Origin of the sequence: Vibrio sp. T11.5, assembly GCF_027587155.1 — a bacterium.
GTDB lineage: Bacteria > Pseudomonadota > Gammaproteobacteria > Enterobacterales > Vibrionaceae > Vibrio > Vibrio neptunius.
In genome coordinates this window covers 28,685-47,974 of sequence record NZ_JAPPTP010000001.1, presented here as the reverse complement: position 1 = coordinate 47,974, position 19,290 = coordinate 28,685, and the positions used below count along the sequence as shown (strand labels likewise).

21 protein-coding genes are annotated in these 19,290 nt (G+C 44.4%); 11 read left to right on the top strand and 10 right to left on the bottom strand.

Annotation, left to right across the window (positions count from 1 at the left end; genetic code table 11):
- Nucleotides 1–73: 73 nt before the first annotated feature.
- The 9 genes from OH455_RS00255 to ccoN form a co-directional block, all read right to left on the bottom strand.
- Entirely contained in the window at nt 74–823 is a 750-nt protein-coding gene (locus OH455_RS00255) for an FNR family transcription factor (RefSeq protein WP_045973615.1), read from the bottom strand.
- 91 nt (nt 824–914) lie between these two features.
- Entirely contained in the window at nt 915–1,586 is a 672-nt protein-coding gene (locus OH455_RS00250; protein ID WP_269979891.1) for a sulfite exporter TauE/SafE family protein, read from the bottom strand.
- Entirely contained in the window at nt 1,583–1,747 is a 165-nt protein-coding gene (gene ccoS, locus OH455_RS00245; RefSeq protein ID WP_006962265.1) for a cbb3-type cytochrome oxidase assembly protein CcoS, read from the bottom strand. Before ccoS ends, OH455_RS00250 begins: the two co-directional genes overlap by 4 nt.
- Nucleotide 1,748: 1 nt before the next feature.
- Nucleotides 1,749–4,121, bottom strand: a complete 2,373-nt coding sequence (locus OH455_RS00240) for a heavy metal translocating P-type ATPase (RefSeq protein ID WP_269979890.1) — start codon at nt 4,119–4,121, stop codon at nt 1,749–1,751.
- Between the two features lie 9 nt (nt 4,122–4,130).
- On the bottom strand, nt 4,131–4,610 hold the full coding sequence (locus tag OH455_RS00235; protein ID WP_045973608.1) for a FixH family protein: 480 nt from the start codon (nt 4,608–4,610) through the stop codon (nt 4,131–4,133).
- A gap of 87 nt (nt 4,611–4,697) precedes the next feature.
- Nucleotides 4,698–5,678, bottom strand: a complete 981-nt coding sequence (gene ccoP, locus OH455_RS00230) for a cytochrome-c oxidase, cbb3-type subunit III (RefSeq protein ID WP_045973607.1) — start codon at nt 5,676–5,678, stop codon at nt 4,698–4,700.
- Entirely contained in the window at nt 5,675–5,851 is a 177-nt protein-coding gene (locus OH455_RS00225; RefSeq protein WP_045973605.1) for a CcoQ/FixQ family Cbb3-type cytochrome c oxidase assembly chaperone, read from the bottom strand. Before OH455_RS00225 ends, ccoP begins: the two co-directional genes overlap by 4 nt.
- Nucleotides 5,852–5,866: 15 nt before the next feature.
- On the bottom strand, nt 5,867–6,487 hold the full coding sequence (gene ccoO / locus OH455_RS00220) for a cytochrome-c oxidase, cbb3-type subunit II (RefSeq protein ID WP_206368819.1): 621 nt from the start codon (nt 6,485–6,487) through the stop codon (nt 5,867–5,869).
- A 13-nt stretch (nt 6,488–6,500) separates the two neighbouring features.
- On the bottom strand, nt 6,501–7,928 hold the full coding sequence (ccoN, locus tag OH455_RS00215) for a cytochrome-c oxidase, cbb3-type subunit I (RefSeq protein ID WP_206368820.1): 1,428 nt from the start codon (nt 7,926–7,928) through the stop codon (nt 6,501–6,503).
- Between the two features lie 258 nt (nt 7,929–8,186).
- Between ccoN and OH455_RS00210 the strand changes: the two genes are divergently transcribed.
- From OH455_RS00210 to OH455_RS00185, 6 genes are all read left to right on the top strand, one after another.
- Nucleotides 8,187–8,549, top strand: a complete 363-nt coding sequence (locus OH455_RS00210; protein ID WP_269979889.1) for a hypothetical protein — start codon at nt 8,187–8,189, stop codon at nt 8,547–8,549.
- Between the two features lie 190 nt (nt 8,550–8,739).
- Nucleotides 8,740–9,390 carry a type III secretion system export apparatus subunit SctR gene (gene sctR / locus OH455_RS00205; protein WP_269979888.1) on the top strand — a complete coding sequence of 217 codons (651 nt, stop codon included), beginning with the start codon at nt 8,740–8,742 and terminating at the stop codon, nt 9,388–9,390.
- Nucleotides 9,387–9,656, top strand: coding sequence for an EscS/YscS/HrcS family type III secretion system export apparatus protein (locus OH455_RS00200; protein WP_045973596.1), 270 nt, complete (start codon nt 9,387–9,389; stop codon nt 9,654–9,656). The genes sctR and OH455_RS00200 overlap by 4 nt, the downstream gene beginning before the upstream one ends.
- Entirely contained in the window at nt 9,657–10,439 is a 783-nt protein-coding gene (sctT, locus tag OH455_RS00195) for a type III secretion system export apparatus subunit SctT (RefSeq protein ID WP_045973595.1), read from the top strand.
- Nucleotides 10,440–10,441: 2 nt separating this feature from the next.
- Nucleotides 10,442–11,494 carry an EscU/YscU/HrcU family type III secretion system export apparatus switch protein gene (locus OH455_RS00190; protein WP_269979887.1) on the top strand — a complete coding sequence of 351 codons (1,053 nt, stop codon included), beginning with the start codon at nt 10,442–10,444 and terminating at the stop codon, nt 11,492–11,494.
- A gap of 160 nt (nt 11,495–11,654) precedes the next feature.
- The gene (locus OH455_RS00185; protein WP_045973593.1) at nt 11,655–12,299 is read left to right on the top strand and encodes a two component system response regulator; all 645 of its coding nucleotides are present in this window, start codon (nt 11,655–11,657) and stop codon (nt 12,297–12,299) included.
- 68 nt (nt 12,300–12,367) lie between these two features.
- On the opposite strand, the gene OH455_RS00180 is transcribed toward OH455_RS00185, so the two are convergent.
- Nucleotides 12,368–15,148, bottom strand: coding sequence for a two component system sensor kinase (locus tag OH455_RS00180; RefSeq protein WP_269979886.1), 2,781 nt, complete (start codon nt 15,146–15,148; stop codon nt 12,368–12,370).
- Nucleotides 15,149–15,354: 206 nt separating this feature from the next.
- Here OH455_RS00180 and OH455_RS00175 point away from each other — a divergent pair, with 206 nt between their 5' ends.
- Genes OH455_RS00175 through OH455_RS00155 form a run of 5 tightly spaced genes read left to right on the top strand, consistent with a single transcriptional unit; the run spans nt 15,355 to nt 19,000 of the window.
- Nucleotides 15,355–15,744, top strand: a complete 390-nt coding sequence (locus tag OH455_RS00175) for a hypothetical protein (RefSeq protein WP_206368825.1) — start codon at nt 15,355–15,357, stop codon at nt 15,742–15,744.
- Nucleotides 15,741–17,195, top strand: coding sequence for an EscC/YscC/HrcC family type III secretion system outer membrane ring protein (locus OH455_RS00170; RefSeq protein ID WP_045973581.1), 1,455 nt, complete (start codon nt 15,741–15,743; stop codon nt 17,193–17,195). The genes OH455_RS00175 and OH455_RS00170 overlap by 4 nt, the downstream gene beginning before the upstream one ends.
- 12 nt (nt 17,196–17,207) lie before the next feature.
- The gene (gene sctD, locus OH455_RS00165) at nt 17,208–18,413 is read left to right on the top strand and encodes a type III secretion system inner membrane ring subunit SctD (RefSeq protein WP_269979885.1); all 1,206 of its coding nucleotides are present in this window, start codon (nt 17,208–17,210) and stop codon (nt 18,411–18,413) included.
- Nucleotides 18,414–18,421: 8 nt separating this feature from the next.
- Nucleotides 18,422–18,610 (top strand): EscE/YscE/SsaE family type III secretion system needle protein co-chaperone, encoded by a 189-nt coding sequence (locus tag OH455_RS00160; RefSeq protein WP_045973577.1) that lies wholly within the window; start codon nt 18,422–18,424, stop codon nt 18,608–18,610.
- Between the two features lie 48 nt (nt 18,611–18,658).
- On the top strand, nt 18,659–19,000 hold the full coding sequence (locus OH455_RS00155; RefSeq protein WP_206368829.1) for a hypothetical protein: 342 nt from the start codon (nt 18,659–18,661) through the stop codon (nt 18,998–19,000).
- Nucleotides 19,001–19,290: the final 290 nt, after the last annotated feature.

Below are 19,290 nucleotides of genomic sequence, written 5' to 3'. Positions count from 1 at the left end.
ATTTTTAGAAAAACAGTAAGGAAGGTGAGAAAAGTATGACGCAGCTCAGTTTTGAGCTACGTCATTGAAGTTATTAAGATTCTGTTGAAACGCCAGCCAACTCCATAAGGGTATCATGATCAAGAATCGTGATGTACTTGCCCTTAACACTGAGAATTTCTGATTTCTGGAAACGACCTAGCAATCGGGAAATTGTCTCAACCGTTAGACCCAAATAGTTACCGATATCACCGCGCGTCATAGTCAAACGGAACTCACGAGGGCTGAAACCACGTTGAGAGAATCGCGTCGACAAGTTGTATAGAAATGCTGCCAAGCGTTCTTCTGCATTTTTCTTAGATAGCAGAAGGATCATTTCTTGGTCGCCTTTAATTTCGTTACTCATCAAACGCATGATTTGCTGGCGAAGTTTGGGCATTTTACCCGAAAGGTCATCTAAGGTTTCGTAGGGGATTTCACAAACCATTGATGTTTCAAGTGCTTGTGCAAAACTTGGATGCAGGTCGCCTGTAATAGCGTCAAAACCAACCAAATCACCAGCTAAGTGGAAAGCGGTAATTTGCTCGTCACCTTGTTCTGTGATGGTGTAGCTTTTGATTGTGCCAGAACGAATCGCGTATAAAGACTTAAGATCATCGCCCGCTTTAAAAAGCTCTTGTCCTTTTTGGATTGGCTTTTTGCGTTCAATAATCTGATCTAATTGGTCAAGTTCAGACTCATTCAGTGTAAACGGAATACACAGTTGGCTGATACTACAGTCTTGACAGTGAATAGCGCATCCGCCGGATTGGACGCGTTTTGTTGCAGGCTTTTCAGAAATCATAACAACCTTTCACGATTTGATATACATCAATATTTTAGCACTCATTAATACGAAAGGGTAGCTAAAAAAGCCGCAGAAAAACAGGGGTATATCATGTTAGTGATAATATGGTTACCGCACCGTAAGCCGTGTAGATCCCGTAAGATAAGATCAATAACGCCCCGAAGTTACGAAATGTTGACGACTGTTGCAGCTTGTGTAAATAGGTTGCGCCAAAGCCCATGAGCAGCATAGCAGGTAGAGTACCAGCGCCAAATGCTAACATGATTAGAGCGCCATTTAACGCGCTCCCCGATACCGCAGACCAAGTCAATGTGGAATAAACTAACCCACATGGTAACCAACCCCAGATAAAACCAAAAGGAAGAGCATGGAGCGGGGACTTTAACGGCAGTAAGGATTTACCTGCTGGCGAGATGAACTTCCACAGTTTCTGGCCTATCTTCTCAACATAAAGTAGCCCTTGCCACCATCGACCAATATAAAAAGCCAATAGAATCATAAATACTGCGGCAGCTAACCTTAACCAAGTTAAGGCATTATTCATTGTACTGACTTCAGCGATGGAAGAGATGGCGCCACCAACAATAGCGCCTATGATGGAATAGCTTATTAGTCTACCCAGGTTGTAGAAGACCGGGACTAGCTTCGAGCTGTGGGCTTGCCCCATGGTAAGCATGGAGGCAATGCCTCCACACATCCCCATACAATGCCCTGCGCCGATGACACCGATCAGCAAGGCACCTAACCAGTCTGGCGTCATTTGGTCTTGCTCTCGTTTTTCTCGTCTTCGTCGAACAAAATATTGTGACCCTGTCGCTCCAAATCCTCAAACTGATCGCTTTTTACCGCCCAGAGGAAAATTGCAATGGCGACACAAACCAAAACGATAGCAATTGGGATAAGAATATAAAGGCTTTCCATCTTATTTACCTTGTTCCTTGAGCAAGCGTAGAGAGTTAGATACTACAATAATTGAGCTCGCAGACATACCAACAACTGCAAAATAAGGAGCGACAAGCCCTGATACTGCCAATGGCAAGATCAAAATGTTGTAGCCAAGTGACCAAGCAAGGTTTTCGCGGATAATCTTACGTGTTTGCAGAGCGAGCTTACGAGCTTCAAGAATACGGTCCAATTGATCGCCGAGCAAAACCATATCTGCGGACGCTTTAGCCACATCAGCACCACCGCCCATCGCGACAGAAAGATGGGCTCCCGCGAGAGTAGGAGCATCATTGATACCATCTCCAATCATCATGGTCACATCGCTGTCATCGACGTTTTGCAGATACTCCAGTTTGTCTTGAGGTTTTGCGCCTGCAACCACTGTCTCGATACCGATCTCTTTAGCGACAACGTTAGCGTTAGATTGGGAGTCTCCAGTGAGCAACGTGACCTTGATGCCCGCCTTTTTAAAGCGCTCAATAAATGTTTTCGATTCTGCTCGAATTGGATCTTGATAAGTGAAGGTAGCCACATGTTGGCCATTCAAGGACAGATACACGGAGTTAGGTTCCGCTTCTGCTTGCTCACCCAAGATGAAGCTTGCACTGCCGATCTTGACGTTTTGGCCTTGGTAAATACCATGAATGCCAGAGCCAATAATGTTTTCAACATCATTCACTTGAACTTCCAAGCTTTGATGTGACTTGAAAGCTCTCGCGATCGGATGGTTTGCGTGGGATTCTAGTGAGGCAGCGATTGCTAGGGCTTCTTCTTTTGAGGTATTAGAGAAGGTGTTGACTTCGCTGATCACTATGTCGCCGTGCGTAAGCGTTCCAGTTTTGTCGACGATAAGGTGGTTAATCTTACAGAGTGTTTCAAATACGTGTCCTTTACGTAAAAGAATGCCTAGATTACCCATTCTAGAGGTAGCACAAGTAAGCGCTGTTGGTGTCGCTAAAGATAACGCGCAAGGGCAGGTAGCCACTAAGACTGAAAGCATGATCCAAAATGCGTCATCTGGCCTAGTCTGGTGCCAGAAAAACCACGTACCTGCTGCAATCACCAAGATGATCGCCACAAAGTAGCGAGCGACAATATCAGCTATTTGAGCAATTTTCGGCTTCGACAATTGCGCTTCATCCTGTAATCGGACGATGTTGGAAATCATCGAATCTGCTTTGGTCGAAGTCACCTCTAACTCGAACGACTCTTCACCATTTAATGTCCCTGCATATACGTAGTCATCGACATTCTTGACCACCGGCACCGACTCGCCAGTTAACATGGACTCATCAATATGGACTCGCCCTTTGATGATCTTCCCGTCTGCAGGAACATGCTCGCCCGGAAGGACGCGTATTTGGTCACCGAGTTTAAGCGTTTTAACAGGAACCTGATCGCCATCTAACTTAGTTGCAATGGCAGGGATAAGTTTGAGCAAGTTACCGCTTGCCGCTGCAGCTTTGCGTCGAGCACGCATTTCAAGAAAGCGACCTACGAGCAGGAAGAACGCAAACATAGAGATGGATTCAAAGAAGACTTCACCTTGCTCGGTGACGGTCGCTACCAAACTGGCAAAGTACGCGAAGATCATCGCCAACGAAACGGGCACATCCATGCCTAGTGTTCGGCTGCGAATACTTCGCCATGCGTTGAGGTAGAATGGAAGGGCAGAGTAAAGCATCACTGGCGTTGCGAAGATTAAACTCACCCAACGAAAGTAGCTTTTAAATTCAGGCTCCAAGTCACCAAATACTTCAAGGTAAAGTGCGACAGCCAGCATCATCACTTGCATGGTTGCCAAACCAGCAATCCCCAGTCGATAAAGGTATTGCTTCATGGACTCATGATAAGCGGCTTCTTGTTTGTCTGCTTCAAAAGGTGCTGCTTTGTAACCGAGCTGATGAATGCTAGAGAGCAGTTCGCTGAGTTTAGTTTGAGTCTTGTCCCATGCTAGGATTGCTCGATTGGTCGTGGTGTTGACTCGGATAGAAAGAACACCGGTGCGAGTGGAAACTTGTTTCTCTATCAACCATGCACACGCGGCACATGAAACGCCTTCTAGCGACAAGGTAACTTCAGCTCTGTCTTCAGCGTTTCTTACAAACTCAGATTGAACTTCTTCGTTGTCATAATGAATCAGTGCCTGAAGTTGTTCAGGCACTAAATCGGCTTTTTCTGCAGGGGCTGTTCGATATTGGTAGTAGGAAACCAGTCCGCTATCGACGATAGTCTGAGCTACTGTCTCACAGCCTGGGCAGCACATATCACGTGGTTTGCCCAAAATCTCGACTGTGAAATCCGTGTTGGCTGGTACATCTTCACCACAGTGATAACAGGATTTGCACATAGACGCTTCTTAATTGGTTAGTTGGACTGCTGACGATGTTGGGAATTCTACACGGCCTTGGATTAGCCATTTTTCGTCGTGTGGGGTTAGCTCAAGAAACCATGGACCTTGAAGTTCACTATCAAGCTTAATTCGGTATTGACCACTGGCGTCTGATGTAACGAGCTTCGTGAAATCATGGTCAGGTAGGGTACGGTGAGCAAACATAGCGGTGATCGCAGGGTAATGCTTTAGCTGGCCTTTATCAAACTCAATCAGCACAGTATCACCTTCTGAACGAACTGTGGCTTCAAGGCCTAACTCTCTTGTTACTTTGACTCTAGAGATGTCGACGTTAATACCTTTACCTTTTTTGTAATAGTCCTCAGTCACTAAGTGAATTGAGTGGTTGGTAAGTATTGCGACTCGAACCAGAGTTAATATAGACACTCCGACCGTTAAGGAGAGTATAAACCACGGCCAGAACTGCTTATACCAAGGCTTTTCCATACAAAAGTTCTCAATAAAAATTAAATAAATTAGGGCTTTAACTGTAAAGGAAAGACGGCCCCTTCAAAAGGGGCCGTTATTGAAATGTTACTTATTATCCGAGTTGCTTAGACTCCACACATAAGAGGCAACCAGTTGGATTTTCTCTTCGCCCAGTATGTCCTTCCATGCTGGCATAACACCAGAACGGCCATTCATTACTGTTTCAGTTACATCTGCGCGTGAACCGCCGAACAACCAGTCCTTATCGGTTAGATCTGGTGCACCAACAGCAGGGTTACCCTTACCGTCAGTACCATGACACGCAGCACACACAACGAAGCGAGCTTTACCAGCTTCGGCTTCTCGGGCGTTTACAGAACGTCCAGAAAGGCTCAGCGTATAACTAACAACTTCTTTAACACCTTGTTCGCCTAGTGCGTCTTTCCATGCTGGCATCTGACCAACACGGCCATGCATTAGGGTCGTAACAATAGCTTCAGGTTCTCCGCCATACAGCCATGCGTCATCAGTCAGATTAGGGAAGCCTTTCTGACCACGAGCATCTGAACCGTGACACTGCGAGCAGTTTTGTAGAAACAAACGTTGTCCTACTTTAATTGCCTCTTGATCAGCAGCAATCTCTGGGATAGGGCGCAGTTCAGAAGAACCTTCCACATAAGCCAGACGATTGAAGGCTTCACCGAAGTAAGTGTCTGCATCAGCTAGCTCTTTTGCGTATTGCACAAGCTGTTTATTTTCTTGAGCTCTCGCAATGGAAGCTTTTGATTCCTCAAGCGTTGTTACCAGTTGATCAGAACTCTGCCAACCTAGAATGCCTTTGAAACTGCCCAAGCCCGGGTAAAGTGTGAAGTAAATAGCCGCAAATACGAATGTACTTACAAACAGATACGTCCACCATTTAGGCAATGGATTGTTTAGCTCGCGAATACCATCGTATTCGTGACCCATATCTGCCCCTTCTTCAACGCCCATTTTATCTTTAAGGCACCAAAAAAGTAGCGCAGCACAGCCGACCAGTGTACCGACCGTAATGATGATTATCCAAAGACTCCAAAATGTAGTCATTGCTTAGTCACTCCTTGTTCTTTTGAGGGCGTTTGCTCTTCATCGGCAAAAACAAGGTTCGCAGCTTCATCGAAGCGAGCTTTACGACTCTTACCGTAAGCCCACCAAACTACACCTATAAAGCACACGAAAAGCACTATGGTCCAAATACCATGAATAGTACCGATATCCATAATTTCACCCCTTTATTACTTCATTGCGTGACCAAGAGACTGAAGGTAAGCGATGATGGCATCCATCTCAGTTTTACCTTCTACATCTTTAGACGCGTTTGCGATTTGCTCATCAGTGTATGGAACGCCAAACTGATCGCGGAAGATGGTTAGCTTCTTCTGAGTGTTCTTACCATCAAGAACATTGTCAGCCAGCCATGGGAAACCTGGCATGTTTGACTCAGGAACAAGCTCACGCGGGTCCATTAGGTGAACGCGATGCCACTCATCAGAGTAACGACCGCCAACGCGTGCTAGGTCAGGACCTGTGCGCTTAGAACCCCATAGGAACGGGTGCTCCCAAACACTTTCACCAGCGACAGAGTAGTGACCGTAACGCTCAGTTTCAGAACGGAAAGGGCGAACCATCTGGCTATGACAAACGTTACAACCTTCACGGGTGTATATGTCACGACCTTCCAGCTCAAGAGCAGTGTATGGACGTAGATTGTCAACAGGCTCGGTGGTTTGTTTTTGGAAAATAAGTGGGGTGATCTCTACAAGAGCCCCCAGGCTAATTGCAAAAACAATAAGAATCGCAAGCAAACCGACATTGCGCTCAACAATTTCGTGGCGATTGTTAGAATTAGAACTCATTCTTTTAAGCTCCTTATGCCGGCTGTGGGATAGCTTTTAAGCTATCTTTAGGCGCTGATACAGTCTTGTACGTGTTGTATGCCATTAAGAACATACCTGTTAGGAAGATTGCTCCACCTAGGAAACGCACGAAGTAGAATGGGTAAGAAGCCTGTACCGACTCAACGAAGCTGTAAGTTAACGTACCGTCAGAGTTGACTGCGCGCCACATCAGACCTTGCATTACACCAGAGATCCACATTGCAACGATGTAGAGAACCGTACCGATTGTAGCCAACCAGAAGTGCGCGTTGATCATGCTCACAGAGTACATACGCTCTTGACCAAACAGGCGAGGGACTAGATGGTAAACAGAACCGATAGAAACCATTGCAACCCAACCAAGTGCACCAGAGTGTACGTGGCCGATAGTCCAGTCAGTGTAATGAGACAGTGCATTTACTGTCTTAATCGACATCATTGGACCTTCAAACGTAGACATACCATAGAAAGATAGAGATACGATTAGGAAGCGTAGAATAGGGTCATAACGAAGCTTATGCCAAGCACCAGATAGCGTCATGATACCGTTAATCATACCACCCCAAGAAGGTGCAAACAGAACCAAAGACATCACCATACCGACAGACTGTGTCCAATCAGGAAGCGCAGTATAGTGGAGGTGGTGAGGGCCTGCCCAAATGTATAGTGAGATCAGCGCCCAGAAGTGAACAATAGACAGACGGTAAGAATAAACAGGGCGTTCAGCTTGCTTAGGAACAAAGTAGTACATCATACCTAGGAAACCCGCAGTGAGTAGGAAACCTACTGCGTTGTGCCCGTACCACCATTGAACCATAGCGTCCACGGCACCAGAGTAAATCGAGTAGGATTTGCTCATTGATACAGGGATGGCCATGCTGTTGACAATATGAAGAACTGCCACTGTGATGATGAAGGCTCCGAAGAACCAGTTTGCCACATAGATGTGGGAGGTATTACGCTTGACCAAAGTCCCAAAGAACACGACGGCATAAGATACCCAAACCACTGCGATAGCAATATCGATCGGCCATTCTAGTTCAGCGTATTCTTTACCTGAGGTCATCCCCAAAGGTAGAGTAATCGCTGCGGCTAAAATGACTGCTTGCCATCCCCAAAAGGTAAAGGCAACAAGAGGGCCACCAAATAAACGAGTTTGACAGGTACGCTGCACAACGTAGTAAGACGTTGCGAACAGAGCACTTGTACCAAACGCAAAAATAACCGCATTAGTATGCAGGGGACGTAAACGACTGTACGTCAACCACGGCGTATCAAAGTTTAGCTGTGGCCAAACTAATTGAGCGGCAATCAAAACACCAACGCCCATACCGACAATACCCCATAGAATGGTTACTAGGGTGAACTGACGGACGACCGTATAGTTGTAGTTTTGTTCAAGCTGCTTTTCTTGGCTCATTTGCATGCTTCCAATTTCTAATTAACTACACTTTACTTCCAACACGACACATGTCGTAATGCCACCCAAACCATAAAGAAAATGATACCGAAACAGTCGGTTAAACTTTCTTGCCGATTTTAGTAAAAAAGTGGCATTTTCAGCCGCCAACTATACTGCATTTAACAATTCAATGACAGGGTAGTAACCTTACAGTCGGTCAGGTTTTGACCTTTTATTTTAAAACTTTGAAGTTTGTTACACGGAGAACCCTACAGAATGGCAGCCGAAAAACTCACACGCGCCCGTTTTGCTCAAATAATCATCATGTTAACCCTTTTAATTGCAGCGTTTATTTGGCGAACAATGACACATAATGAGCATGAAAATATCGAATGTGAGTTGAAACCAAGTTGTACCTTTAATGTTAAAAATAGTTCTATCAGTGCGTCTTTGCAAGGCTCAAAACTTGTGGTCGAGAGACCGTCGGGAAATTGGCAGTTAATTAGCGAAAATCCACTGTTAAAAATCGAATCTAAAGGAGAAAATTGGCAGGTTGAGCTTTCTTCCAATGACGACTTCGAACTGACACTTCAAGATCTGGAAGAGGCTAACATTATTGGTGTTAAGTTTCGTCTATAAAGCAGAAAACAGGCGTATAACCTTAGATGAAGCATTCGACTAAACATATCAACCGTTACCGTTTTGGAGCACCTTTCTTGCTTGTTGAACCGTGAATAATGTTTGTTTTCGTCATATCAGGTCCTGACCTGATATGACCCAGTGGCGATTTAGCGCAAACTCTACATGTCACCAAACTTGGGAGTCGCTTATGGCCTTACTGGACAATCCAATTCAACTGATCGCAGTATTGTTTTTTATGTCTTTACTGCCGTTGTTTGCTGTTATGGGGACCTCTTTTTTAAAGCTTTCCATTGTGTTGTCAATGTTACGAAATGCTCTGGGTATTCAGCAGATTCCACCCAATATGGCCATTTATGGTTTGGCTCTCATCCTCACTATGTTTACGATGGCCCCTGTCGGTCTTGCTATTAAAGATAACTTAGCTGCACACCCCGTTGATTGGGCGTCTCCCGACGTTTTTTCCCAGATCAGTGATCAAATTATTGCGCCTTATCATCAATTTCTCAGCCACAATACCAGTGATACCCAGATTCAGTTTTTCTCTGAGATTGGGCATAAAATATGGCCGGAGCAATACCAGAGCGAATTATCCAAAGATTCACTGCTTGTTATGGTACCTGCTTTTGCCATGAGTCAATTGATCGAAGCGTTCAAAATCGGTTTCCTGCTTTATCTTCCATTTGTTGCCATCGACTTGATCGTGTCCAACATTCTATTGGCAATGGGTATGATGATGGTGTCACCAATGACGATAGCCCTGCCATTCAAACTACTCATTTTTATCCTAATGGGCGGTTGGGACAAACTGATTGGTCAGCTGATGGGGTCTTTCTCATGAATGAAGCGGTCATCATACATTTTACTTCAGAGTTGCTTTGGTTGGTGCTGATCCTTTCTTTGCCTGTGGTTGTCGTTGCATCTGCGGTAGGTATTTTGGTCAGTCTGTTTCAAGCGTTGACTCAGATACAAGACCAGTCTTTGCAATTTCTAATTAAGTTGGTTGCAGTGTGCATCACACTTGCTGTGAGTTATCACTGGATGGGGAGCACTTTACTCAACTACGCTGGCTTGGCTTTCGATCAAATCGGACATATAGGGGGCTAAATGGCGACCCTGATGCAATACATTCCGATGTTAGCACTCTGTATGATGAGACCTCTGGGGATGATGATAATGCTACCACTTTTCAAAGGTGGAGCGATGGGAAGTGGCTTGATTCGCAATACGCTTGTACTGATGTTTGCGTTACCCATTATTCCAATGATGCAAGCGCATCCTGTCGATTTTTCGGCCAAGCCTCTGACAGAACTCACATTAATATATGGGGAAGAACTTCTCATCGGCTTGATTGTTGGCTTCTGTGCCGCTATTCCATTCTGGGCGATTGATATGGCCGGTTTTGTTATTGACACAATGCGTGGGGCATCGATGTCAACGGTACTCAATCCTCTAATGGGGCTTCAGTCTTCAGTGTTCGGTATGTTCTTCACACAAATTCTGAGCGTACTGTTTCTGGTTTCGGGTGGGTTTAATGCTTTACTTGCAGCGCTATACCAATCCTATACCTTTTTACCGCCTGACAGCGCTTTGTCATTTAATGACGATTTGCTGGCCTTTATCAGCCAACAGTGGCAAATGATGTCAGATATGTGCTTGAGTTTCGCACTACCTGCGATGGTGGTCATGATCATGGTCGATGTGGCGCTTGGTTTGGTCAACCGCTCTGTTGAGCAACTCAATGTGTTTTTTCTTTCCATGCCAATAAAAAGCATCTTGGTGGTTTTTTTGCTTTTGGTGAGTATGCATTTTGCGCTGACTCATTACCTCAATCAAATCAATCAATTTGAAAGCAATATCTCAACACTGTTTCAACTACTCAAGGAGTAGCCATGGCAGAGAAAACGGAAAAGCCCACTCCCAAACGACTCCGTGATGCTCGTAAAAAAGGTCAGGTTGTTAAAAGCAACGAGATTGTCACTGGCTTTCAGATGGCCGTGATTCTTGGTTATTTTATTGTTGAAGGGCACAACATGATGGAAGCGATATGGAAAATGATAGATATTGCAATCACTTCCATCAATTTACCGCTTAAAGTGGCGGCTGAAACCGTAATGGCTGCGTTTGTTTACATTCTAATTCGTTTTATTGCTGGATTAGTCTTTATTCTGATCATTACTGTCGCTTTTAGCTGTATGGTTCAAACAGGTCCAGTTTGGGCATCAGAAAGCCTTAAGCCAAGTTTCAACAAAGTCAATGTCATCAATAATGCCAAGAATATCTTTTCAATGAAAAGCTTGTTTGAACTGGGCAAAAACATGCTCAAGATATTGGTTCTCAGCTTGGTCTTCTATTATCTCCTGCATCAGCACGTCAATATGTTCCAATATTTACCGACATGTGGTGCGGATTGCGGTGTCGATATAATCTTTACCTTGATCAAATGGCTATGGGGAGCGTTTCTTGTCTGCTACCTCGTTTTTTCTGCGGGTGACTACGCATTCGTTCATTTCCAGACTATGAAACAGCTAAAAATGTCGAAAGAAGATACCAAACAGGAATATAAAGAAACCGAAGGTAACCCCGAAGTCAAACAGAAACGTCGCGAATTACAAAGAGAGACCGCGAACGGTTCGCTCGCCTCCAACGTGAAGAAATCGACAGTAATTGTCCGCAATCCGACCCACATTGCCGTATGCTTGTATTATCAGCCTGATGAAACACCATTGCCTTTGGTCTTAGACAAGGCTCAAGAGCATATGGCGCTTCATATAGTTGAAATGGCAGAAAAAAATAGTATTCCTCTGATTGAAAATATTCCCCTTGCTCGTGCTTTGTACCATCAAGTAGAGTCGGGACAAGTGATTCCTGAATCACTATTCGAACCCGTAGCAGAGTTGCTGCGAGTTGTAATGAATGTGTCTTATGATGATGGCGAGGACTAAAAAAGTCCCTGAGTTATGAGAACCTATGTCACTTAAATGACAAACAACCTTGATAACTTCACGTCGAATGATAGATTGAATAACAATAACAACAATAAATTCGTAGCAGTTTGGTTATATTGAACCTTATACGCATCGGTTTCTGACGTGGAGAATGACGATGACATTTGGCGAGTATTCACATTTAAAAATCTTGGTTGTGGATGATCACGACCTTATATTCGATGGTTTAAAAAGTTGCCTTTCTCCATACCCAAATCTAGAGCTGGTCGGCTTTGTTACAGATGGGTTAGGGGTATATGAGGAATGTCTCAAGCTGAAGCCAGATATGGTCTTCATGGACCTAAATCTTCCTGGCATGTCCGGTGTTGAGGCGATTAGGCAGTTACGCAAGCGCTGGCCAGATATGATGATTATTGTTCTTACAGCTTCGGAAGAAGAGCGAAAGGCAAGAGAGGCGTTAGATGCAGGCTCAAACGGCTATGTGTTGAAGAATGGGTCGAAAAGCACCTTACTTGCGGCGATCAAGAGTGTTACTCGAGGCAAGAGTTTTCTTGATCCTGCTCTCGATGCTAAACATATTGAAGCATTGAGCGGTGTCGAGGAAGGGGATATTCCTGTTTTAACACCACGTGAGAAACAGGTGCTCAAATTGATCTTCGAAGGCAAACGTAATCGTGACATTGCAGAAGTACTACTGATTGGCCTAAAAACAGTAGAAACACACCGAATGAACATCATGCGCAAGCTCGATGCTCACAATGTGGCCGATTTGATGAAATGGGCTCATAGAATGGGCATTTAATTTAACCGCTGTATTCAAACGGCGCATGCTGTGTCCAACATAATCGCCGTTTTCCCTAGCTTGGTTAGCTAAGACTGCGTTTGATAGTTTTTCAAGGCTCGAAGCAGAGGCTCGAGCTCTTTCGCGTCAATATGGTTGGTTAGCTCTAATTGCTTTTCTAACTCTGCTGCCGCTTCAGACACAAGATTTACACCTGCGAGACCTGCACTTCCCTTAACATTGTGTAATATATCTCTCAGTTCCTGCCAATTACGGTCGGCTAAACTTTCTTTGGCTGCCTGCGCCATATCTTGGAAATGATTGGCGAGACGTTGAGTAAATTCCTCTTCAGTGAAATCCATAATAGGGGCATTTGAATCGATATTGATATCGGGCTGCATGTCACGATCTATCTGAATTTCTGCCGCAATATCAAGCGCTTTTGCCAGCTCCTTTAATGAAACCGGTTTGGTGAGATAACCGTTCATCAGGTGCATAGACTTTTCGTGTTCAGAATGGTTGGCGTTGGCCGTTAACGCCATAATAGGACATTCTGTATCAAGGATAGACTCGCTATCACGCCAAAGTTGCGTTGCTTGGTAACCATCTAAACCAGGCATTCGTATATCCATCAATACTAAATCGAAGATATGGCGTTCGCCAGACTGTAAGGCGAACTCACCGCTCTCTACGCAAATCACTTCTTGACCAAGCTCAGTCAACATCTTGGTGATAATATCGCGATTGGTTTCCACGTCATCCACAAGGAGTATCTTCAATTTCCACGGTAACATTTCCTTCGCGGGAACTAGGGTTTTCTCGGTTGAAATCCCATGCTGAATTTCGTATAGACGCTTCCAAAGTCGCCAAGGCAAATAATTCAGTTCTTCATTTTGAAGTGAATCAGAGTGGTTGTCGACACACTCGCCACCCCAAAGTGAAATTTGTGTGTGTAAATTTTCTGGTGCATCAATGACGCCTTGTTTAAGGCGCAATCGCATTCCGGGCTCGGTCATAGGCAAAGAGAAAATAAAAGTTGAACCTGTACCAACTTCACTTTTTAAAGTTAGATTCCCCCCCATAATGGTCGCGAGCTTCCGGGAAATTGGTAATCCGAGGCCAGTTCCAACCTGATGTGAAGAAGATTGTCTGAAGGGTTCAAACACTTCATCCAGTTTGTGGGCGGCAATACCTGGCCCTGTATCTTCGACCGTGAAACAAAGAGCGTCGTCTTTGACTTCGATATAGAGAAAGATGTGACCTTGCTCAGTGAACTTAGCTGCGTTGCCCAGTAAGTTGACCAGTACCTGTCTGACGCGAATAGGATCAAATGTGCAGCTTTCTGGCACATTGTCTGCGACCAGAGTTTTTAATTCAATAGGCTTGTTGACGACATTTGATTGAATGGTCAGCATGGCTTCATCAACCACCTTAAGTAGTGGATTGTTGGCTAGATTTAACTCTATCTGATCCGCTTCAATTCTTGAAAAATCGAGTAGGTTGTTAATGATGCTAAGCAAAGACTTAGCACAGGTATACGCAGTGTTTCTTAAATCGGCTTGTTGTTCATTCATCTGAGTATTGCGCAACAACTCAAGTGAGCCTGTAATGCCATTAAGAGGTGTACGCAACTCGTGGCTAATATTGGTGAGGTGTTCGCTTTTTCGCGCCGTCGCTTTTTCAGCAAGTTGTTTGGCATGAGCGAGCTCAACCGTACGTTGCTCTACTTTCGATTCTAGTTCGTCATAGCTTGACTTAATGGTGTCGAGCAACATGTTATATGCGCGAGCAATATCACCAAGTTCATCTTTTCGTGATTCGGGTAAACGACGAGCGAAAGTCGGCTGACGGTCACTTTTGATGATGCCTACAAAGTTTCGGATCGTCTCTGCCAGTGACTTCCATAGGATCCAAAGCATCACCAAGATCATCACAGCAAAAGAGATTAAAGACCACTTTAGCTCGCTATAAAATGGGGTGTAAGCTATTCGTTCAATTCTCAACTTAGGGACCATTGAAATCTGGAGCCAATCAGGTCCATCTATGAATTTGCTTACGACGTAATAATCAGCGACTTCAAACAACTCTTCTACATTTTCAATCCCTCCTGAGTGAATGATGTGGCTATTGAGTTGGGCTTGAGTTTGTGAATTGGGTTTGTCCTGTCCATGAAATGGAATCACCCCTTTAGGTGTGAGAAATAAATTCTGATCGCCTTTGGAATAAACGTTAGATACAGTAACGACGTCCTTGATATCAATAGCAAATCCGACTTGACGAGCTCTGTCATCCTCTGGGTTTAATGTGTAGCTAAGCAGCAGGTAGATACTATCTCTGGCGGCATCATATTTTGGCTCGCTCCAGCGAAAACCATCTTCAGTTGGAAGTTGCGATAATTCGACAATTTCATCGACTCGCTGATCGAGATGGGAGCGTTCGACCTCAGACGCGGCATAAATGGACACTTGTCGTCCGGGTTCAATAATAAAGCTATCAACGTAGCGTTGTTGGCCTGCGATGCCAAACGTTTGAAGCGCCCAAAGTTGTTTCCGCTCTATGTGCGGTGAGGTGTGGCCAATATTGAACTGATGAGCAACTAACTCCACATTTGGGTCCACTTTCATGCTCTGGAACCGTTGAAGACGTTGCTCGAATTGTTGAGTATCATCCATAGCTTGAGCAAAAAGGCTGCGATTCATCTGCGCTCGAATCTCACTAATCTGGTTATAGCTCTTTAGTGTTTGATTTAACGTACTGTTGTAGGTGTTGTCGAATGCATTGATCTGAATGAGTACCCACAAGCCCATAAACACCGAAATAAAGGCTATGGTGAGCTTGGTGACCAATGAAGAATTCCAACGAGTTTTCATGTCTACTCCTGTAGTCATTGATTTTTAACGCAATCACTTCTGAGATTCGTTCTTTCTACCTTAGCGTGAAGCATCACGTAAGATCCATCTTTCCCTGATATAGATGATAAAACTTTTCAGCCTACGAGAGACTAAGGTGTTCACCTGATACCGCACCATCACCTCGCAATACATACTGAATGCGAAATCGGAGAAAGAGGTTTCCAATGATCGAACGTTTAATTGCGATGGGCTATCTAGTTACAGATAACCTACAAGATGATAGCCAATGGCAGGGTCAATGTGCGAGTAGACGAATCCGCTGGTTGAAATCAGAGCATTGCGTGACGATAGGAATACAGATAGAACCGCCAAGCGATCGAGTATGGTCGATACAAGCTTCTCTGGTGCTCGCCGCTTGTGAAGAGGGGTGGGAATGTGGCTTAGATCACAACAATCAGGAGTGGGTGCTGTGGCGTTATTACCCCAGTGATCTCGACGACCAAGAGTTGGTTTCTTCTTTCAAGATGCAACTGGCTCTAGGCAGGTATCTTGAGCAAGAAATGTTGAAACCCACAGCTCTTAGCAAGCCTCGTATTTGGAGGAGAAAACTATGAAGAAATTACTATGCTGGTTACTTCTATTTACGATCAACTTTGCCCATGCTGCACCAATATCTGCTGTCCAGTGGCATGGTGAGCCGTTTGTATTTTATAGCCGAGGGACACCGTTAAAATCTGTCATTGAAGATGTAGGTAAAAACTATGGTATTCCTATGGAAGTGAGCGATCAGGTAAAAGACACTTTCAGTGGTCAAATTGAGGGTCAGACACCAAAGCAGATACTGAAGATGCTAGCTCAACAATACGGCTTAGTCTGGTACTATGACGGCGATTTGTTGCATGTAAACAAAGCAAGAGAAGTGACCAACGAAGTAATTTCACTGTCCTCTTTGTCCAATCAGGAGGCGACGCGTTACATCGCGAAAGCTGGATTCATGGATAAAGTTGCATGTGAAGTGACACCCATTTCAGGGCTTCATGCAGTACAGGTAAACGGCGTACCAGCGTGCGTAAGTACGGTAAGTAAGTTTGTCCAGCAGTTGGACAATGATTCGAAACAGCACGCTCAATCCCAGAAGTCCGTCAAGATCTTTCCGCTTAAATATGCATCAGCTACAGATACGGTTTATAGCTATCGAAGCCAAGATGTCACCGTACCAGGCGTTGTCTCTGTACTTAAACAAATAGAGCAAGATCAAGGGCCTGATGAAAGCAACCAGACCTCGACCAGCTTTTCTGCCGATTCCCGTCAGAACGCTGTGATCATTCGTACCAATAAAATGGACATGGCAATGTACGCTTCTCTGATCAAGCAACTCGATATTACTCCGACCATGATTGAAGTCTCGGTCACCATCATCGATGTCGATACATCAGATTTTAACCAATTAGGTATCGACTGGTCAGCAGCGGCTAAAATCGGTGGTGGTAGCATTACGTTTAATCAGGGCAGCTTAAGCAGTGATAATTTCTCGACTGTGATTGGTAATACTGGAAACTTTATGGTTCGGCTCAATGCATTAGAGCAGAATTCGAAAGCAAAAGTTCTTTCGAGACCTTCTGTCGTGACGCTCAACAATGTGCAGGCAGTGTTAGATAAAAACGTCACCTTTTACACCAAGATTGAAGGGGAAAAAGTCGCGAAATTGGAGTCTGTAACAACAGGTTCTCTTTTGAGAGTGACGCCAAGACTGGTCACTGAGAACCACTATAAGAAAGTGATGCTGTCACTAAACATTCAAGATGGCCAACAATCCAAGCCCGTCAGCAGTAAAGATCCATTGCCTCAAGTGGAGAACTCAGAGATTGCTACCCAAGCGACACTGAAAACTGGTGAGAGCCTGTTGCTTGGTGGCTTCGTTCAAGAGAAAGACCATACCGTAGAAAATAAAATTCCATTGTTGGGTGATATCCCGCTATTAGGGGGACTTTTCCGTAGTACAGACCATAGTAAGCAAAGTGTTATGCGTCTGTTCTTGATCAAGGCAGAACCCGTCAATCAATAAATGGGAGTAGCTATGGAAAACAGTACCAAGCTTTTATGGCTGACAGGCCCAATGCAGGGTAGAGAGTTGAAACTACCTCAGGGTGAGCTCTCAATGGGACCTAGCGGCGACATTATGGTGCCACTCGCTGAACGTGAACGATTACACATTAGGGTTGAAGACAAGAGTGTGTTTGTAACAGACACAGTCCAAGTGTGGGCAAACGGCAACCTTATAAATACCCAAGAGGCGTTACCAATGGGGGTGCCAATCGAAGTCTGTGGTGTGGGTCTGGTACTTGGTCAAGCTGATCATGCATTGGAATGGCAAAAGCTCCCTAGACATGCCCAAACCAAGCATAGCCGGGCGGCAAAGGTCGTACTTCTGACACTGACATTATTCACTGCCGCTCTGATGGCTCTGACTTTGATGCTACCCGAGAAAGCGACACCTGTCTTCGATCCGCAGCTGTGGTTGCAAAATCAGCTCAGTGTACCCGCATTGCATCAGGTCAATGCCAATTGGGGAGTGGATGGTGTAGTGACAATGACAGGTTATTGCGATAACTCAACAGCGATGGCTAAGTTAAAAGAAGGATTAAAACAGCACTCTATTCGTTTTACAAATAAGGCCGTTTGCACTGACACTCTGATTGGCAACGTGGAATCAGTGCTGAGCGCAAATGGATATCAGAACATCAACGTTATGCCGTCAAGAAGAATGGGAGTCGTTAGAATTTCTGGTGCGATCCAATCAGGAGAGAAGTGGGACAAAGTAACTCGTGAATTAGAACAAGTTCAGGGTCTTAAACACTGGCAAGTGGCCAATGATATTGGTGGTTATGTTCAAAAATTCATTGAGGCTCTACGTGAAAAAGGTCTGCTTAACGGTCTGATGGTTGAACGTCGTCAGGACAGCATCATGGTAACAGGACACTTTCAAAACAAAGTGCGCTCTCAGATACGTCAGGTAGGTGCCCAGTTAATGGCGCACACTGGCCAGAACATCGATATTCGATTTGAGAACATTCCAGTGAGAGACAATCTATCTCGTTATCTTTCTGGGCAAATCGTCAGTTTTGGCGGCAACAGTAGCCATCCTTTTGTCGAGTTAAGTAATGGCACTCGGCTGATATTAAACAGCAAACTTGATAGTGGTTATGTGGTAAGTCATATCGACCTGAAAGGGTTGGATCTTAGCCGAGATGGTGAACTTATACATATTCCTTTTATTTTATAGGAGGCGTTATGGCGCGAATTACTCAACTTGAATCGACACTAAAACGAGAACCGAACACAAAGGACGACTTTATTGTGCAGTTGAAAAATGCACGTCGTGAATTGAATAAGGGCAACAGCCCTGCCTCAGAGAGTCTTTATCAGGCGATTGACGCCGCTCAGGATGTGATCAGTATTTTGGCAAAGCGCTACCAGTAAAAAATACATCACCTACTTTATGTATTATTTTGTAAACCGGAGAAAACTATGGATACCTTCAACGACATTAAATCCGTAATGGATGATCTAAACAGCCGTCGTAGTATGCTTGCAGAACAGATGAAAGAATTTGAGCAATTGCAGAGTGAAATTCAGGTCCTGGTGGAAAAATCAGCGCATGATCCTGAGGCTCGTAGGAAACTAGAAAAGCTGAATCAGGCATTTCCCCAAGGTTTTAACCACTCCCAGCAAGCCATCATGTCGAAAGTGACTCAGCTGGAAGACAATTTCAAACGGTTAGAAGATGGGTTCAAAACCCTTGGTGACTCTGATGTTCAAAAGCCAGAGCCATCTAAGCCAAAGAAAAGAGTGCTCAAGAAATACATGTAGATTTCAAAAGTCTTATTTATTCGTCAATGACCATTATGGTCCCTTACCGGTATAGCGAAATTGTTGTACCGGTTTTTTTATACGCAGATTCGTTATAAGTACAGTTGGAATTAAAGTCTGCAGGGTACGACAATAGGTTTTACGATTGGCATGACTTTATGTAGGAACATGGTTGATTCTATTATAATTTTAGATATTTAAAATACATTTTAATAAACTGGTCAAACCACCTTTAATGATGATTTTTTGATATTTGAAATAAAAAAAAGATACCAGCGGTAATATGGGAC

Coding starts and splice junctions, on each gene's coding strand:
- OH455_RS00170 (WP_045973581.1), top strand. CDS start 15,741: ATGAAGAAATTACTATGCTGGTTACTTCTATTTACGATCAACTTTGCC.
- ccoO (WP_206368819.1), bottom strand. CDS start 6,487: ATGAGTTCTAATTCTAACAATCGCCACGAAATTGTTGAGCGCAATGTC.
- OH455_RS00185 (WP_045973593.1), top strand. CDS start 11,655: ATGACATTTGGCGAGTATTCACATTTAAAAATCTTGGTTGTGGATGAT.
- OH455_RS00240 (WP_269979890.1), bottom strand. CDS start 4,121: ATGTGCAAATCCTGTTATCACTGTGGTGAAGATGTACCAGCCAACACG.
- ccoP (WP_045973607.1), bottom strand. CDS start 5,678: ATGACTACATTTTGGAGTCTTTGGATAATCATCATTACGGTCGGTACA.
- OH455_RS00250 (WP_269979891.1), bottom strand. CDS start 1,586: ATGACGCCAGACTGGTTAGGTGCCTTGCTGATCGGTGTCATCGGCGCA.
- ccoS (WP_006962265.1), bottom strand. CDS start 1,747: ATGGAAAGCCTTTATATTCTTATCCCAATTGCTATCGTTTTGGTTTGT.
- OH455_RS00210 (WP_269979889.1), top strand. CDS start 8,187: ATGGCAGCCGAAAAACTCACACGCGCCCGTTTTGCTCAAATAATCATC.
- OH455_RS00200 (WP_045973596.1), top strand. CDS start 9,387: ATGAATGAAGCGGTCATCATACATTTTACTTCAGAGTTGCTTTGGTTG.
- sctR (WP_269979888.1), top strand. CDS start 8,740: ATGGCCTTACTGGACAATCCAATTCAACTGATCGCAGTATTGTTTTTT.
- OH455_RS00180 (WP_269979886.1), bottom strand. CDS start 15,148: ATGAAAACTCGTTGGAATTCTTCATTGGTCACCAAGCTCACCATAGCC.
- OH455_RS00155 (WP_206368829.1), top strand. CDS start 18,659: ATGGATACCTTCAACGACATTAAATCCGTAATGGATGATCTAAACAGC.
- OH455_RS00235 (WP_045973608.1), bottom strand. CDS start 4,610: ATGGAAAAGCCTTGGTATAAGCAGTTCTGGCCGTGGTTTATACTCTCC.
- sctT (WP_045973595.1), top strand. CDS start 9,657: ATGGCGACCCTGATGCAATACATTCCGATGTTAGCACTCTGTATGATG.
- OH455_RS00225 (WP_045973605.1), bottom strand. CDS start 5,851: ATGGATATCGGTACTATTCATGGTATTTGGACCATAGTGCTTTTCGTG.
- OH455_RS00175 (WP_206368825.1), top strand. CDS start 15,355: ATGATCGAACGTTTAATTGCGATGGGCTATCTAGTTACAGATAACCTA.
- OH455_RS00255 (WP_045973615.1), bottom strand. CDS start 823: ATGATTTCTGAAAAGCCTGCAACAAAACGCGTCCAATCCGGCGGATGC.
- sctD (WP_269979885.1), top strand. CDS start 17,208: ATGGAAAACAGTACCAAGCTTTTATGGCTGACAGGCCCAATGCAGGGT.
- OH455_RS00190 (WP_269979887.1), top strand. CDS start 10,442: ATGGCAGAGAAAACGGAAAAGCCCACTCCCAAACGACTCCGTGATGCT.
- OH455_RS00160 (WP_045973577.1), top strand. CDS start 18,422: ATGGCGCGAATTACTCAACTTGAATCGACACTAAAACGAGAACCGAAC.
- ccoN (WP_206368820.1), bottom strand. CDS start 7,928: ATGAGCCAAGAAAAGCAGCTTGAACAAAACTACAACTATACGGTCGTC.